Annotated in this window: 18 protein-coding genes; 7 read left to right on the top strand and 11 right to left on the bottom strand. The window is 47.9% G+C overall.

Annotated features, from left to right (window positions below):
- Position 1: 1 nt before the first annotated feature.
- Both ACK5NH_RS02690 and ACK5NH_RS02695 read left to right on the top strand, forming a co-directional pair.
- Entirely contained in the window at positions 2–1423 is a 1422-nt protein-coding gene (locus ACK5NH_RS02690) for a DEAD/DEAH box helicase (protein WP_416917688.1), read from the top strand.
- Positions 1424–1468: 45 nt separating this feature from the next.
- Positions 1469–1969 (top strand): peptidylprolyl isomerase, encoded by a 501-nt coding sequence (locus tag ACK5NH_RS02695; protein ID WP_086904117.1) that lies wholly within the window; start codon positions 1469–1471, stop codon positions 1967–1969.
- Between the two features lie 228 nt (positions 1970–2197).
- Here ACK5NH_RS02695 and ACK5NH_RS02700 read toward each other — a convergent pair whose 3' ends face one another.
- From ACK5NH_RS02700 to ACK5NH_RS02710, 3 genes are read right to left on the bottom strand one after another with little or no spacing between them, the layout of a single operon-like run.
- Positions 2198–2638 (bottom strand): YcgN family cysteine cluster protein, encoded by a 441-nt coding sequence (locus tag ACK5NH_RS02700; protein ID WP_416917891.1) that lies wholly within the window; start codon positions 2636–2638, stop codon positions 2198–2200.
- A 55-nt stretch (positions 2639–2693) separates the two neighbouring features.
- The gene (locus tag ACK5NH_RS02705) at positions 2694–3695 is read right to left on the bottom strand and encodes a lytic murein transglycosylase (RefSeq protein WP_416917689.1); all 1002 of its coding nucleotides are present in this window, start codon (positions 3693–3695) and stop codon (positions 2694–2696) included.
- A gap of 24 nt (positions 3696–3719) precedes the next feature.
- Positions 3720–3998 (bottom strand): YcgL domain-containing protein, encoded by a 279-nt coding sequence (locus ACK5NH_RS02710; RefSeq protein ID WP_416917892.1) that lies wholly within the window; start codon positions 3996–3998, stop codon positions 3720–3722.
- Positions 3999–4121: 123 nt separating this feature from the next.
- Between ACK5NH_RS02710 and minC the strand changes: the two genes are divergently transcribed.
- Genes minC through minE form a run of 3 tightly spaced genes read left to right on the top strand, consistent with a single transcriptional unit; the run spans position 4122 to position 5884 of the window.
- Entirely contained in the window at positions 4122–4787 is a 666-nt protein-coding gene (minC, locus tag ACK5NH_RS02715) for a septum site-determining protein MinC (RefSeq protein ID WP_416917690.1), read from the top strand.
- A gap of 27 nt (positions 4788–4814) precedes the next feature.
- Complete coding sequence (gene minD / locus ACK5NH_RS02720; RefSeq protein WP_011717313.1) at positions 4815–5624, top strand: septum site-determining protein MinD; 810 nt, start codon at positions 4815–4817, stop codon at positions 5622–5624.
- Between the two features lie 2 nt (positions 5625–5626).
- Complete coding sequence (gene minE / locus ACK5NH_RS02725; RefSeq protein ID WP_011622938.1) at positions 5627–5884, top strand: cell division topological specificity factor MinE; 258 nt, start codon at positions 5627–5629, stop codon at positions 5882–5884.
- A gap of 187 nt (positions 5885–6071) precedes the next feature.
- Here the strand turns inward: minE and rnd are convergent, their stop codons facing one another.
- The 7 genes from rnd to tsaB form a co-directional block, all read right to left on the bottom strand.
- The gene (gene rnd / locus ACK5NH_RS02730) at positions 6072–7181 is read right to left on the bottom strand and encodes a ribonuclease D (protein WP_416917893.1); all 1110 of its coding nucleotides are present in this window, start codon (positions 7179–7181) and stop codon (positions 6072–6074) included.
- 71 nt (positions 7182–7252) lie between these two features.
- Positions 7253–8926: a long-chain-fatty-acid--CoA ligase FadD gene (gene fadD, locus ACK5NH_RS02735; RefSeq protein ID WP_416917691.1), complete on the bottom strand. Its 1674-nt coding sequence runs from the start codon at positions 8924–8926 to the stop codon at positions 7253–7255.
- Between the two features lie 199 nt (positions 8927–9125).
- Entirely contained in the window at positions 9126–9992 is an 867-nt protein-coding gene (locus ACK5NH_RS02740; protein WP_416917692.1) for an alpha/beta hydrolase, read from the bottom strand.
- A gap of 27 nt (positions 9993–10019) precedes the next feature.
- Positions 10020–10826, bottom strand: a complete 807-nt coding sequence (locus ACK5NH_RS02745; RefSeq protein ID WP_416917693.1) for a class I SAM-dependent methyltransferase — start codon at positions 10824–10826, stop codon at positions 10020–10022.
- Positions 10827–10955: 129 nt separating this feature from the next.
- Positions 10956–11663 (bottom strand): M50 family metallopeptidase, encoded by a 708-nt coding sequence (locus tag ACK5NH_RS02750; RefSeq protein WP_416917694.1) that lies wholly within the window; start codon positions 11661–11663, stop codon positions 10956–10958.
- Complete coding sequence (locus ACK5NH_RS02755) at positions 11656–11964, bottom strand: hypothetical protein (RefSeq protein WP_416917695.1); 309 nt, start codon at positions 11962–11964, stop codon at positions 11656–11658. Before ACK5NH_RS02755 ends, ACK5NH_RS02750 begins: the two co-directional genes overlap by 8 nt.
- A gap of 136 nt (positions 11965–12100) precedes the next feature.
- On the bottom strand, positions 12101–12811 hold the full coding sequence (gene tsaB, locus ACK5NH_RS02760) for a tRNA (adenosine(37)-N6)-threonylcarbamoyltransferase complex dimerization subunit type 1 TsaB (protein ID WP_416917696.1): 711 nt from the start codon (positions 12809–12811) through the stop codon (positions 12101–12103).
- Between the two features lie 347 nt (positions 12812–13158).
- On the opposite strand from tsaB, the gene hemB reads away from it, so the two are divergent.
- The gene (hemB, locus tag ACK5NH_RS02765; RefSeq protein WP_416917697.1) at positions 13159–14157 is read left to right on the top strand and encodes a porphobilinogen synthase; all 999 of its coding nucleotides are present in this window, start codon (positions 13159–13161) and stop codon (positions 14155–14157) included.
- 94 nt (positions 14158–14251) lie between these two features.
- Here hemB and ACK5NH_RS02770 read toward each other — a convergent pair whose 3' ends face one another.
- Positions 14252–15157 (bottom strand): bifunctional methionine sulfoxide reductase B/A protein, encoded by a 906-nt coding sequence (locus ACK5NH_RS02770; RefSeq protein WP_416917698.1) that lies wholly within the window; start codon positions 15155–15157, stop codon positions 14252–14254.
- A gap of 377 nt (positions 15158–15534) precedes the next feature.
- Here ACK5NH_RS02770 and ACK5NH_RS02775 point away from each other — a divergent pair, with 377 nt between their 5' ends.
- Positions 15535–16374, top strand: a complete 840-nt coding sequence (locus ACK5NH_RS02775; protein ID WP_416917699.1) for an isopenicillin N synthase family dioxygenase — start codon at positions 15535–15537, stop codon at positions 16372–16374.
- Positions 16375–16478: the final 104 nt, after the last annotated feature.

The following is a 16478-nucleotide window of genomic DNA, read 5'->3' on the forward strand; positions in this document are numbered from 1 at the left end:
ACTGGGTTACACGACCCCCACGCCGATACAGACAAAGGCCATTCCCAGCATTTTAGCGGGCAAGAATGTGCTTGCCGCGGCGCACACGGGCACAGGTAAAACCGCCAGTTTTGTGCTGCCGCTGCTCCACAGATTCGCTGACGCCCCCAAGATCCGCCCTAAGCGAGTGCGGGCCATCATACTCACCCCCACACGTGAGTTAGCGCGTCAGGTCGAAGAAAATATCAACCAATACGCTAAGTATTTACCCTTAACAGCCATGGCGATGTACGGTGGTGTCGACGCCGCGCCGCAAAAGAAACGGCTGATTGAAGGCGTCGATTTACTGGTGGCCACGCCTGGGCGTTTGCTCGACATGTATACCCAAAGGGCTATTCGTTTCGATGAAGTCTCAGTATTGGTGCTCGACGAAGCCGACCGCATGCTCGATATGGGCTTTATCGAAGATATTAATAGCATCATCGAAAAGCTGCCCGAGCAGCGACAAAACCTCTTATTTTCAGCCACCTTATCGAAACAGGTGAAAGCGCTGGCGAAATCCGCTATTCCGGACGCCATCGAAATTGAAATCAGCCGTAAGAGCGCGGCGTCGACTCATATTGACCAATGGTTGACCACGGTCGATAAAGATAAAAAGTCGGCGCTGTTGAGCCATTTGATCCAAGAACATAACTGGTCACAGGCATTAATTTTTATCCAAACCAAACACGGCGCCGCCAAATTGGTTAGCCAGTTAGAAAAGCGTGGCATTGTTGCAGAAGCTTTTCACAGTGGGCGTAGCCAAGCGGTGCGCGAGCAACTGCTTATCGATTTTAAAGCGGGTAAAATTTCCTTTTTAGTCGCCACGGGCGTGGCCTCCCGCGGTATTGATATCGATGCCTTAGCGCGGGTGATTAACTACGACTTACCCGATGAAGCCGACGACTATATCCACCGCATTGGCCGTACGGGACGTGCGGGTAACCAAGGGGAAGCGATTTCCTTTGTCTCTAAGGATGATTTCAGAAACCTTTGCGCCATTGAACGTCGCTTAGGTCATGTTATCGTGCGCAGGGAGATTGCTGGCTTTGAGCCGAAAAAAGTCGTGCCGATTTCCATACTCGATTTTGTGCCTAAATCGGCATCTACAACAGAGCGTAAACCCAACAAACTCGCCGAGACAAGTGCTCAACCCCGCCCCTATTCGAGTGGCAAGCCGCGCACCTTTGAGGCGACACAAGCCAAGAAGCATCGCAGTGCCAAGGCGACTCCTGCGCCTAAAGCCCAAAAGGCAGGGACGGATAGTCGCACAGATACTCACTCAGGTGCTCGCTCAAATAGCCGCCCTGCTAACCCATTGCAAGGTAATCCATGGCAAAACAGCATCAAGTCGCAGGGCGATAGCGAACCCCAGGCAAATCCTTGGTACAAAAGCACTAAGTGAATTAACGGCTTATCAACGAATTAACTCAAAATAGCAGAAGCAAATATGACGATTATTTTTACAACCAACCTCGGTGATATCAGTATCGAACTCGATATGGAGCGCGCGCCCGTTACCGCCAAAAACTTTATCCGCTACTGCCAGGAAGGTTTTTATGAGCACACGATTTTCCATCGAGTGATCAAAGGCTTTATGATCCAAGGCGGTGGTTTTACCGCCAAAATGAAGGAAAAGCCCACCCACGAGCCGATTGTCAACGAAGCCAACAAAGGCCTATCGAATGTGTTTGGCACTATCGCTATGGCCCGCACCGACGCACCGCACTCAGCGACTGCACAATTTTTTATCAATACAGCTAACAATGAGTTCCTCGATCACACGGCAACCACTAACAACGGTTGGGGTTATGCGGTATTTGGTAAAGTGACGGCGGGACTCGAGGTGGTGCTGCAAATTGAAGGCGTAAAAACCACCCGTGTTGCAGGCCATGAGGACGTGCCCCGTGAGCCAATTATTATCGAAAAAGTAACTATCGTTGAAAAATAGTGATTATCGTTGAAAAATAGTCATTCTGGTTGAATAAGTTACTTTATCTAATCGAGGAATAGTTTGGCGCTACTTTGCAGTGGTACAACTATCACGCCTCCATTCCTTGATAGATAATTCTTTGGTTTTAAACCCTAAATAGAAAAAGGAGCAATCAACCGAAATGGTTAGTTGCTCCTTTTTGTTTATTAACGTCTGTTAATAGAGACAAACGCTGCTGCAATGGCGTTAATCTAGATCTTTCAGCGGCCACAGCACGATATGATCTTCAATATCCTTCACCCGCCGCTCATCCACCACTTTACCTTGAATCGACATGCCCACAAGATGCATGGCCTCTTTAGAGCCCGTGAGTAATGGATGCCAGCTCGGCAAGTCTCGACCGGATGCTAAACGACGATAGGCGCAGCTATCGGGTAACCAAGTCAGTTCATGCACGTTTTGCGGTGTGATCACAGTGCATTGGGGAACATGGCTAAAACGGTCACTATAATGCTTGCAGCTGGCAGTTTGATGATCGAGCAGTAGACAAGCTGCATTGGTGTAATACAACTCTTCGGTTTCATCATCGATCAACTTGTTTAAACAACACTTACCACAACCATCGCAGAGGGACTCCCACTCCTGCGACGTCAACTCGGTTAACGCTTTATTCTGCCAAAATGCCATGTTTACGCTTATCTTCATATAAAAACCCGCTTAATGCGGGCTATTTTACACCAATTTACTGGGGAGTTTTAATTCTCTCCGATAAATGCACCACAGAGATGCCAAAATAATCGCCCTCGCCTAAATAATTCACTGCTTGCCAGTGCATTAAAGCGCGGTAATTGCCATAGACCAGATATTTTCGGCCCTTTACACCATCGGGCATAATAAGCGAAGCATGAATATCCTCACGATTTGGTAAATCCGTATTATCGAAACGCCTGACACCAAGCTGTTGCCACTTGGCTAAGGTTTGAGATTGATTGAGTCCGATAAACTCGGCCTTAAGATCCGCCGGAGCTTGAACCTGACGTCCCCAAGTATCCTCCCCATTCCAGCCCTGCTGCTTAAGCAGATTCGCGGCAGAGGCAAAGGCATCGGCCACATTGTGCCAAATGTCTTTTTTACCATCACCGTCCCCATCTTGGCCGTAGGCTAAATATTCACTCGGAAGCAATTGGGTTTGCCCCATAAAGCCTTTGTCATTACTTCTAAGGTCATCGAACTTAAAGTGCTCTTTATCCATTATCGACAGCGCAGCGATAAACTCCCGCTGGTAACGCGCCGTATTTTCACCATTAAAGGCCAGCGACGCCATCACAGAGAGCACAGGATAATCCCCCGACGCATCACCAAAGTTAGACACTAGTCCCCACAGCGCCACCAAAAAACGCGGCTGCACTTGGTATTTATCGGCAATGTGCGTCAACGCCACTTCATGCTCGTTAAAGAGCACGCGCGCCGTATCCACCTTCCATTCAGGCACGACCTCAGGCAGGTAGGTGTCGAGGGTTTGAGATTGGCTAGGCACGGCGGCCACATTGGCCTTTTTAAAGCGTTTTATCTGCGGGAAAGCGGTGTTGATCGTCGCTTGGCTAATGCCTTGAGCACTCGCCTCTTGTTTTAGCTTAAGAAGATAATCATTGAAGGAGGCATCTTGCCCTATAGCGCTATTGCTCATCAAGGGCAAGAAAATCAATGTACATGCTGCAACGCGTTGAAGGAGAGTCTTTGGCATATACCATTGTCCGCAGTTTATGGGCTAGTCTTTAATCCCAAGACTTTCTCTGTGTTCGGCCAATAAATTAACCTGCGGTGGCGGAATTTGTAAATAAAAACCCATTTCCTCGAGCGCTGCTCTGACCTTTTGAATATCGGCAATACCGAGTGATTCGCGTCTAGCGATGGGAAACACCATCACTAACTGAGGCACGCCAAACATATCCAACAGCGCTTGGGGGACGTCATCGAAGCAATCCCTTTTGTTCACAAATAAATAAGTGTCAGCCTTTCGACTACTTTTATAAACCGCACATAGCATAACAGTATAAATATCCAATAGTTCAAACTTGCCAGTCAATGGGGCACACTATAACATGGTCGCCTAGTAATTTAATTGTAAAATCAGCGAACCGACTGATGATTTCTGGAGAATAGTGCCGGGATGTCAAAACCTAGCTTAGAGTTAAAAGGCGCTTCTTTTACTCTTTCAGTACTTCATATCAATAGCAGCGACTTAAATGCTGTCATGGCTGAATTAGATAGCAAATTGGCACAAGCCCCTCAATTTTTCCTGGGTGCCCCCTTAGTCGTCAATCTCAGTGCCATCCAAGAGAACGATTTCAATTTACATGGCTTAAAAGAGTTATTACTTTCCCGCCAGTTAGTGATCGTGGGGATCACCGGAGCAACGACCGTCCTCAGCAACCAAGCTAAAGCTCTGGGTCTTGCCATCGTCAAAGCGGGTAAACAGAGCGTGACGCCCCCACCTGCGCCGCGTCAAACTAAGGTTTTGAAGCAAAATATCCGCTCAGGCCAGCAGGTCTATGCAAAAAATGGTGATTTAATCATATTTGGTGCCGTAGGTAATGGCGCTGAAGTCATTGCCGATGGTAGCATTCATATTTATGGCGCATTACGAGGAAAAGCCATGGCGGGCGCGGCCGGCGACAGCAGCGCGGTAATCATCGCCCATTCCCTCGAGGCCGAATTAGTTTCAATAGCAGGGCAATATTGGCTCGCTGAAAATCTACAACAACATAGCTCAGATAAAGGCGGCTGCATTCGCTTAAATGGCGAGTCGCTTATCGTTGAATCATTGCCCCTCTAAATGGCATAAAAAAGGATAGAGAGAAACATGGCACAAATTATTGTTGTCACTTCAGGTAAAGGTGGTGTTGGTAAGACCACATCCAGTGCGGCGATTGCAACTGGACTTGCAATACAAGGGCATAAAACTGTTGTTATCGATTTCGATATAGGCTTACGTAACTTAGATTTGATCATGGGCTGCGAGCGCCGCGTCGTCTATGACTTTGTCAATGTGATCAACGGCGAAGCCAATTTAAATCAGGCACTGATTAAAGACAAACGCTGTGAGAAACTGTTTGTACTGCCTGCATCGCAAACCCGCGATAAAGATGCACTGACCAAAGAAGGCGTGGGTCGTGTGCTCGATGATTTAGCGAAAGAATTTGATTTTATTATTTGTGACTCACCCGCAGGGATTGAGCAAGGGGCGATGATGGCACTGTACTTTGCCGATATTGCTATTGTGACCACCAACCCAGAAGTGAGCTCGGTTCGCGACTCTGACCGTATTCTGGGTATGCTGCAGAGTAAATCACGCCGCGCCGAACTGAATTTAGAGCCGATAAAAGAGTACTTACTGCTGACTCGTTATTCGCCGAGTCGGGTAAAATCGGGCGAAATGTTAAGTGTTGACGATGTAAAAGAAATCCTTGCCATTGAATTACTTGGTGTTATCCCTGAATCACAATCTGTACTCAAGGCCTCTAACTCGGGTGTGCCTGTGATTATCGATCAAGAGAGTGATGCAGGTGCGGCTTACAGTGATACGGTCGCGCGTTTACTGGGTGAAGATGTGCCAGTACGCTTCATTACGGAAGAGAAAAAAGGTTTCTTACAACGGATATTTGGTAGCTAATTATGTCTTTACTCGACTATTTCAAAAGCAAGAAAAAGCCTAGCACTGCGGTAATGGCAAAAGAGCGACTACAAATTATTGTGGCTCATCAACGTGGACAACGGGATACGCCCGATTATTTTCCACAGATGAAACAAGAAATTATCGCCGTTATTCGCAAATATGTGCATATTTCTGATGATCAAGTGTCTGTGCAGTTAGATCAGAACGACGATAACCTGTCGGTACTCGAACTTAACGTCACATTACCTGACAGATAAGTCGAGCGTTGGCGTCATCCTCATCGCGGGGATGACGCTTTCTGTTGCGCTTTTTGTAGAATATCATGCGAAATAAATTGGGCTAAACCTTGATATAAGTGCTTGATATAAAAGATAAGGGCCTCAACTATCGCCAAGACCTCGATTTTACTTCAGCTTTTAAAATCAGCCTTAAACCGCTTCAATATTAAACTTCAAGCTTTGCCAACGACTCGGCGGCGATTTGTCCACGCCAGCCACTTAAGACCGTCGGTAACTCACCCTGCTGTTTATCCCAACGCCATTGTAAATACTCATGAATATGACGTTTCGAGCCCAGCATCTCCATCGGGATGGCATGCTGCTCGCACAGTTCAGTTAAGCAGGTTTTAATGTTCTTAAAGGCCGATTTGTAACCTGGTTTGAGCGCTAAGACATCCACAAGCTCGGGAGGATTGCTTACATCGGCAGTCTGCATCACCCGTAAAATATCTTTACCGTGAATGCGTTTCTCCTGCTCGGTCAAATCGTTCAGTTTGAGCAAATCGCCCATGCTCTTAGGCTGCTTCTTCGCCAGCGCAATCAAACCATGATCTTTTATCACAAAGCCCAAGGCTAAATCCCGCGCTAAAGCCTTTTCTAAACGCCACTTTGCCAGCACTTTGAGGTAAGCTAGTTGATGCTCGGTGAGTTGAAAGGCATTTTTCACTCTGAGGTACGCAGTATCCATATCGGGCGTGGCTAAGCGCCCTTCCGTCATCCGCTCGCCTTCTTCATAAAGCCAGTCTAAACGGTTTTGAGCGTTAAGCTTGTCGGCGAGTTGCGGATAGAGTTGATACAGATACAACACATCATTCGCCGCGTAGTTCAGCTGCGCCTCGGTCAAGGGACGGCGCATCCAGTCAGTGCGCGACTCCCCCTTATCAATCACTTCACCTAAACAGGTTTCAACTAACTTGGCATAACCTAGGCCATGGCCCATGCCACATAACGATGCCGCAATTTGGCTATCGAACAAAGGCGTAGGCTGACGCTGACCATAATGGGCAAAGACTTCTAAGTCCTCGCTGCACGAATGCACCAGTTTGATAATATTAGGATTATCAAGCAAAGACCAGAATGCACTGAGGTCTGGTAACGCGACAGGGTCAATCAAGGCTAAGGTCTTACCGTCATAGGCTTGAATAAGGCCAAGCTTGGCGTAATAAGTACGAGTGCGCACAAACTCGGTATCTAACACGAGCAGCGGACTCTGTTGATATTGAGCGACGAGGGCATTGAGGCTCGCTTCGTCGCTCACATACTGAAACACTGACAAATTCTTCTCCAGTTCCTGTGGGTGAATCACATTCCATAAAAACAAAAGCCGGCTCATTGCCGGCTTCAATCTTACGCGCGCTTCACTTCGTCTCGAAGTTCTCGTCGCAAGATCTTACCCACGTTGGTTTTAGGTAACTCATCCCTAAATTCTACCAGCTTCGGTACTTTATATCCCGTTAAATGCGCACGGCAATGCTTAATGATGTCGTCAGCGGTTAAAGATTTATCTTTTGCCACCACAAACACCTTCACTAACTCACCACTGGCGTCATTAGGCACACCAACGGCAGCCACTTCAATTACTTTAGGATGTAACGCGACCACTTCTTCGACTTCATTGGGGAAGACGTTGAAGCCCGACACTAAAATCATGTCTTTCTTACGGTCGACAATATAGAAGAAGCCTTGTTCATCCATATAACCGATATCACCGGTGGCAAGCCAGCCGTCTTTATCGATCACTTTGGCCGTTTCCTCTGGACGCTGCCAGTAGCCTTTCATGATCTGTGGACCTTTACCAAACAGTTCACCCGTCTCGCCCTGCGGCAACACATTACCCGCATCATCACGCACTTGAATTAAGGTCGATGGCGCAGGGAAACCGATAGAACCGTTGTAACCGTCTAAGTTATAGGGGCAGCAAGTGAGTAGCGGCGAGGCTTCGGTTAAACCATAACCTTCGAGTAAGCGGGTTTTAGTGATGCTCTGCCATTTATCGGCCACAGCTTTTTGCACCGCCATCCCGCCACCAATGGATAATTTAAGGCGAGAAAAGTCCAGCTCCGCAAAATCGCTACTGTTCACTAATGCATTAAACAGAGTGTTGACGCCAGTTAGTGCGGTAAAAGGATATTTCTTCAGCTCAGCCACAAACCCTGGAATATCCCGAGGGTTAGTGATTAAGAGGTTCTGACTGCCCTTGTGTAAGAAGAGTAAGCAGTTCACTGTTAAGGCAAAAATATGGTAAAGCGGTAAGGCTGTGACCACAAATTCACTGCCATCACGCAGTGCAGGTGAATAGGCGCCATTGGCCTGTAATACGTTCGCCATTACGTTAGTGTGGGTCAACATAGCGCCCTTTGACACCCCAGTCGTTCCACCTGTGTATTGCAAAAAGGCTAAGTCATCACCCGTGATAACGGGTTTGACATACTGCATCCTGCGCCCTCTTGAAAGGGTTTCGCGCATCGAAAGTGCATGGGGCAAATCGTACTTAGGCACCAGTTTTTTGATGTATTTGACCACAAAGTTCACTAAGGTACGTTTTGGCGCACTGAGTTGGTCACCTAAACTTGTGATAATGACGCTCTCAACTGGGGTTTGGTCGACCACTTCTTCCAAAGTACGGGCAAAGTTCGATACGACAACGATAGCCTTAGCGCCCGAGTCGATTAATTGGTGCTTTAATTCGCGGGGAGTATAAAGCGGGTTAACGTTAACCACCACCATGCCCGCACGTAAAATGCCGAAGAGTGCAATGGGATATTGCAGCAGATTCGGCATCATCAGGGCAACACGGTCACCCTTTTGTAGCTTCAATTCGTTTTGCAGATAAGCGGCAAACGCACGGCTGCGTTCTTCAAGTTTACGGTAAGTTAGCGTGGCACCCATGTTGATAAATGCCGGTTGATCCGCATATTTGGCCACCGCCGTCTCGAACATATCGACAAGCGATGAATACTGATCCGCATTAATCTCGGCAGGTACATCTTTTGGCAAATGATTAATCCAAGGCTGATCCACTACTTTCTCCTAAATCCCCACAACTGCGGACACGGTATCCCTACTACCGTCAATACTCGACAAATACCGAGTTAAAATACCGACTTACATTTTATTGTTATTGATTAACCCGCATAAATCATACGAGCGTTTTAATTTTGATCATCATCACATAAAAAAAACAAAAAACCTAGCGTCTTTTTTATGTAAGTAAAAGCGATTATTCGACAAACTGCTGGATCAAGTGTGCGACCCCTTTGGCGTTATCCATATGCACATGGTGGTCACCCTCGAGCATATGTTCAGACAAATGGGCAAACCATTTCCGCGCCTTAGGCAGCGCCGCCTGCAGCTGGCTAAAGCCCTGTTTGCCGCAGATCAATAAGGTCGAGACCGAAATATGTTGCATCAATGCATCTACTTGTTCAAAGGTCAGCCGCATTGGCGAGTCAAGCCTTAATCTTGGATCACTGCGCCACGCAACACCATCAGTGGTAGGTTGCATATTGCGCTCGAGTAACAAGCGGCACCAGGGCTCCGCCAGCCCCGTTAAATGAACTCTGGCTTTTACTGCGCTATCCATGTTGTCGTAGACTTTTAGCTGTTTATGCTTTTGCGCTAAAAACTTCTCGTGCTGATAAAAACTCTTTCGTAGCCGCGTTTTAGCTTGAGTCGCCGACTCAAATAGTGGGCTTAACGCCTCGATCAAAATCAGTTTGTTAACCTTTTCAGGAAAGGTTGCGGTATACGCGGAGGCAATAATCCCTCCTAACGAATGCCCAATAATAGCCAACGGTTTTTGCGGCAAGATCGCCAGTAACGCATCGAGATCGTATAAATAGTCAATCCAATGCAAAGGGTAATGTCCCGGCCGATGCGCTGAAAAGCCATGACCAGGCCAATCTATGGCAAGTATTTGATAATGAGGCAAATACTCAGCGAGAGGCTCAAAACTGTTCGCATTGTCTAACCAGCCATGCAACGCGAGCAATAACGGCTTATCTTTCGTCCCCCATAATCGACCACTCAGCTTGATATGGGGTAAAACAAACTCGACTTGATTTTTGGGGGCGAAAGATTGCCACATATTGCCTCTAATGTCAGGTGATTAGCGCTATTTTTTGATAAATTTGAGCGTCATGCGATCGCTCTCACCAATTGCTTGGTATTTTTCCTTATCGGTATCGCCTAAAGCATAGGAAGGTGGAAGTGTCCATACCCCCTTGGCGTAGTCCTTAGTGTCTTTCGGATTGGCGTTGATTTCGGAGCTTTCGGCTAAGGTAAAACCAACCTTTTTGGCCAGCGCGATCATCTCGTCTTGATCCATGTAACCCGTGCTCATATTCATGCCTTTATTGGCTCTATGTTCGACCACGCCAAACACACCGCCATCTTTAAGCACTTTATAGGAAGCTGCAAATACGTTTTCGAGCTGGTCGCTTGAGGCCCAGTTATGCAAGTTACGGAAAGTTAATACCAAGTCCGCACTGCCATCCGCACCCAAATTCATTTTGGCAGGCGGGTCGAGGATCACCATTTTCGCATTACCAAATAATGCTTTATTGGCCGTCATCCAAGTATCGAATTTCACGCCCGCATTGGCGCGGTAGCGATTCCCTGGGGTGTCTGTGCTTGGCTTGGTTTCAAAGCTGGCAGCAATATACTGTCCCTTAGGCGCGAGATAAGGGGCGAGAATTTCTGTATACCAGCCATTTCCCGGCCACAATTCAATCACGGTTTGTGTTGGGGAAATACCAAAGAATGTGAGGGTTTCTGCGGGATGACGATAAATATCTCGGCTGGCGTTTTTCGCTTGGCGAAACTCACTCTTAATGGCCTTATCCAAACCTTCATCGGCATAGGCCATGCCTGAACATAAACCAGCAATCAGCATACTGGCGACGAGTGTGACTTTTTTCATAATAATTCTCCTTGGATACCGAAGACTTAAGCTAGCAGTCAATGTAAAAAAATCCAAGAAATAGCCACATAAGTTGGCCAGTTAGGCTGTAAATATTTGTGATGAAGGAGACGTTAACGCAGAAATGTTTTAGCGTGATGTTGCAGAATCAACCCGGCGCCAAGCCAGATATAAGGCGCAGATACTGCAAAACAGCCAAATGGCGACCCAAATCCACGCAGGGATCCACGAAAGCTCGGCCAGCAGCACCGCATCGCCCTGCCCTTCGAGTCCGAGTAATACCGTTGGGCTTGCCAGCGCATTGAGCATGATCATCAAGCCAATAATGCGTAAAAATTGCGTGAGGATTTTATTTTTGCTGAGTTTTAAGGGCAGTAACAACACAATCGTCAGTACAGCTAAAATGGCTAAGGTCAGTAAATCTCGCCCCCACAGCAGGCCACTAAGCACCACTAAGCCCCCAAGAAAGGCAAAGCTTAGGCGGATGCCCTTAGGCCAAGTTGCCAGCAGATAGATAAGGTATCCCCAACAGGCTGCGCCAAAATAGCCTGCAAATCCAATCACGAGTGGCGAGCCACCTTGGCTAAAGCAAAAACCTGCGCCATTGGGGAAAAGCTGAATATGACTCACAATGCCGCCACTGAGCACAGTTGCTATCCCATGGGATAGCTCATGAAAATAGCTCTCTAACCACTTAAAAGGCACGCTCAGATAAGGAATGCGCGTCAATATGAGTGCAAGCATCAGTTCGATGATAAACAAACCACGGCTTGGAAGACCGCCAGTTAAACGTGGGGCCAAGCGGGATGGGGATGACACGGGCGCGCTATCAGGCATAAATATCCACGCCGACCATCTGCTGAATTTCTTCACGTTTGGCGGCATGTTGCGTTTGTAGGTATTGAGCTATCGCCCCTTGATGACCTCGGGTACTTTGCTCGTATTCAAGCTGGGCACCGAGTCTGGATTGTAGGTTTTGCGCAGACCCTTCAGAGGAATCATCAAGGGCTAAGGCCGAAATCGCATCGAGCTCAATTACAGGGCGCGACGCTTCCGTGGGCGACATTCCCTGTATTATTGCGGGTCGATTACTCGCTACCGCTTGTGTCAAACTCGTTTGAAGCGAATTTACCTGCATCGAGATGCCCAGCTTAAAATGCCCTGTTTAAAGTTAAAAGCCTGTATTGTAAGTGCTTAGCGCTAGCGTCTGCATCAGTATGCGGCCGATACAGACAGTTTAGATTCTAACTGTATGATTGGGGAAAATGAACAGTTTATTCACGCCCAGGTAACTTTTTCCATGTCACAGTATCACGTAAATACACAGGCTCAAGTTCATCGACGCTAGTTGTTAATCCCGCTTTGATACCTGCTTCGGCCAGCGCTAACATCGCGCGGGCATCGGGATACTTCACCGCTGCTAATGAGGTAATACCGCTTCCTAGGGATAACAACTCGGGATAAGCATCAAAACCTGTGCCGCAGCTCAGGATGGGTTTGTTGAGGTCTAACGTCAGTTCAACCTGCTCTGGCGCACTCACAACTTCTTGACCGACAAGAGTCGCAATGCCATCGACGGCAACAAATTGACCCCAGTACACTTCACCCATACGCGCATCGATACAACAGAGTACTTGCTCGGCAGCGTGTTCAGCAATCGCCATTTGTGCCATGGCCGCTAAGGTTGAAATGCCGATCACAGGTAAATCTAACCCTAGGGCTAAACCTTGGGTCATGCTGGTACAAATGCGAATACCGGTAAAACTGCCTGGTCCACGACCGTAAGCAATCGCATCCAGTTTATCTAAGCCGACATTGGCTTGTTTTAATACGGCTTCCACCATAGGCAATAAACGCTGACTATGCTCCCGTGGCGCATCGGCTAACTCAGCAAAAACCTGTCCTTGATAATACAGGGCAGCCGAACAAGCTTCGGTACAAGTGTCGAGGGCGAGAATACAAACAGAGTCTTGGGGTGTTGTCATATAAAAACCGCGCTGTGGGTATAGTTGGACTGAAAAAAATGACTTATTGACGTCCTGCACTATACCAAGTGTAAATTGGCGCAAATGATAACATCAAATAATCGAAAGCAAAGGCTTAAAACAGCGGCTAATGACTCGATTGGCTTAGCGTTGAGTTTGTGATCGCCATCACTAACTCAACAACCTCTTCAGCCTTTGGCCAAATATTGGGAAACTTTTCGCTCATTTTAGGTCTGAGCAAACAGTGCAGAGTATTATGCCGACACTCACCAAAGCATCGATTTTACTCTCTCCCTTTTACGCGACAATTAGCGTGATGCTTTGGACACTGTTAATAAGGAAATTCAATGAGCAGTACCAGAGAAAATACCCTCAAACCCCTTCGCCGCTTAAGACGTCTGCGCCGCACCGAGGCGATGCGTGACCTAGTTCGTGAAACCCAGATTTCCCTAAGTGACTTAGTTCATCCACTCTTTATTGAAGAGCACATCACCCAAGCCGTGCCCATTTCAACCTTGCCCGGGATCAGCCGCCTGCCCGAGAGTGCACTTGCCGATGAGATCCAAAGGCTTTACGCATTAGGGATCCGCTATGTGATGCCCTTTGGAATTTCCCACACCAAAGATGCACAGGGCAGCGACACTTGGGATGACAATGGCTTACTCGCGCGGATGATCCGCACCATCAAAACCGCCGCGCCAGAGATGATGGTGATCCCCGATATTTGTTTCTGTGAATATACCGACCACGGACACTGCGGCGTATTGCACCATGATGAAGTCTGTAACGATCAAACCGTGGCTAACTTAGTTAAACAATCCATCACCGCCGCCAAAGCGGGAGCCGATATGCTGGCGCCATCGGCGATGATGGACGGCCAGATTAAAGCCATCCGCCAAGGGTTAGATGAGGCAGGCTTTGAGCACATTGCCATTTTGGCCCATGCTGCCAAGTTCGCCTCCTCCTTCTACGGGCCTTTTCGGGCCGCGGTAGATTGTGAACTTAGCGGAAACCGTAAAGGCTACCAGCTCGATTACGCTAATGGTCGCCAAGCCTTGCTCGAAGCGCTGCTCGATGAAGAGGAAGGCGCGGATATTTTGATGGTGAAACCCGGCACGCCGTATTTGGATGTGTTAAGTCGCCTAAGACAGGAAACCCACCTTCCCTTAGCGGCTTATCAAGTCGGCGGCGAATATGCCGGCATTAAGTTTGCCGCCCTGGCGGGCGCCCTCGATGAGCGCGCCGTCGTCACCGAGACCTTTATCGGATTAAAGCGTGCGGGCGCCGATTTAATTGTCAGTTATTACGCGAAACAATATGCCGAGTGGTTAACGCAATCCCGCTAATGCGCTGAGTATTCTGCCTATCAGCCAAGCAATTAACGAAAACGCCACCCTATCGGTGGCGTTTTTTATCCGTCAATTTGCTCGCACATTAAGCTTATGCTTGTAGCTCGGCAAAGAGGGCTCTGATCTTTTCAACCTTAGGCCGCACCACAATTTGGCAATAGGGCTGCTCGCCATGCAGGGCGAAGTAATCATTGTGGTAATCCTCAGCGGGATAAAAAGACTCAAAGGCCACCACTTGAGTGATGATCGGCGCATCAAATACCCTTGCCTCGGTTAATTTGGCAATCATGGCGTTGGTCTCTTTAATCTGCGCCGCATCATGGGCAAAGACAACGGAGCGATACTGCGGCCCTTTATCATTGCCTTGGCGGTTGAGCGTGGTGGGATCGTGACTCTCAAATAACACCTGCAGCAGCGTCGAGAAGCTGATTTGCGCGGGGTCAAATTCGATGTGCACCACTTCGGCATGCCCAGTTAATCCCGAACACACCGACTTATAATCTGCATCGCTCGCCTCGCCGCCCGAGTAACCTGAACTGACATTCAGCACACCCTTAAGGCTCTTAAAAATTGCTTCAACACACCAAAAACAGCCCGCACCAAAGGTCGCAAAGGCCGTGTTATGCTTCGATGTTGTCACCTCATCGGCCGCTTGAAACACCATGGAGACAGAATTAACGCAATGACGAATATTCTTTGGCGTTAAATATTCCCCTTCAAACACATGGCCTAAATGACCGCCACACTGACTACAGACGATCTCGGTACGGCGACCATCGGCGTCAACATGACGACTCACAGCGCCCGGAATTTCATCATCGAAGGCTGGCCAACCACAGTGGGCATTAAACTTATCTTCTGAGCGATACAAAGGTGCATGGCATTTTTTGCACAAATACACGCCTTTGGCGTCATGTTGATAATACTCGCCGCTAAAGGGACGTTCTGTGCCCTTTTCTTCTATGACATAGCGTTCAAAATCAGTCAGTTTGTTCATAAAAGTCTCCTTTAGCTCCTAAGGTATTCGCCTGCATAAGACCGTTTGTTCCTCTGGTTTATTACGCCTCGGCTTGAATTGGCTTTTTGGCATAGTAGCCGCTTTAGTCGATAAAATCCTGTTGATTGAGCCAATGCTTAAATAACTGGAGGAAAATTCAGCAGTAATCTCAGTCCATTGTCTTGAGTGTTTGCACCGCGCACAGTGCAAAGCTACACTTGCTGCGGGTCAATTCTCTACCCAAATCCTTTCTATTTGGGCCGCTTTGCACTAGGGCTTAGCGCACCATACCGATAATGAGATAAGTGGCAACGACTCCTTACCTTTATCCTTAGAAAGTGTTTGGTTAACAACCATATATAACAAGTAGAAACAATATGAAATTAGAAACCATTGATTATCGCGCAGCCGATAGCGCCAAACACTTTGTGGAATCCCTACGTGAAACGGGCTTTGGCGTACTCTCTAACCACCCTATCGATAAGGAACTGGTCGAAAACATTTATACTGAGTGGCAAGCCTTTTTCAATTCTGACGCTAAGAACGAGTTCATCTTCAATCGTGAAACCCACGATGGCTTCTTCCCCGCGTCGATTTCAGAAACCGCAAAAGGCCACACGGTTAAAGACATCAAAGAGTATTACCACGTGTACCCTTGGGGTCGTATTCCAGATTCTTTGCGTACCAATATTCTGGCTTACTATGAAAAAGCCAATGCGCTGGCCGCTGAACTGTTAGAGTGGATTGAAACCTACTCACCAGACGAGGTTAAAGCCAAATTCTCTATCCCGCTGCCAGCAATGATTGCCGACAGCCACAAAACCCTACTGCGCATTCTGCATTACCCACCGATGACGGGCGATGAAGAAATGGGCGCTATCCGCGCTGCGGCCCACGAAGATATAAACCTTATCACTGTGCTACCTGCTGCCAACGAGCCAGGGCTGCAAGTCAAAGCCAAAGACGGTTCTTGGTTAGATGTGCCAAGCGATTTTGGCAACATTATCATCAACATTGGTGATATGTTGCAGGAAGCCTCGAGCGGTTACTTCCCATCAACCTCACACCGCGTGATTAACCCAGAAGGCACGGATAAGACTAAGTCGCGTATTTCTCTGCCCTTATTCTTACACCCGAATCCTTCGGTTGTGCTGTCTGAGCGTTATACCGCCGACAGCTACTTAATGGAAAGATTGCGCGAGCTGGGCGTACTTTAAGCAATACATGCTCAAATTCGCATCAAGATTAAGCAATTAAGCGCCTTCGGGCGCTTTGTTTATGACATTCGTCGCCTTCAAGGTAGAATAAGCGTCTTTAGGTC

The sequence above is a fragment of the Shewanella sp. genome, assembly GCF_047975355.1.
GTDB lineage: Bacteria > Pseudomonadota > Gammaproteobacteria > Enterobacterales > Shewanellaceae > Shewanella.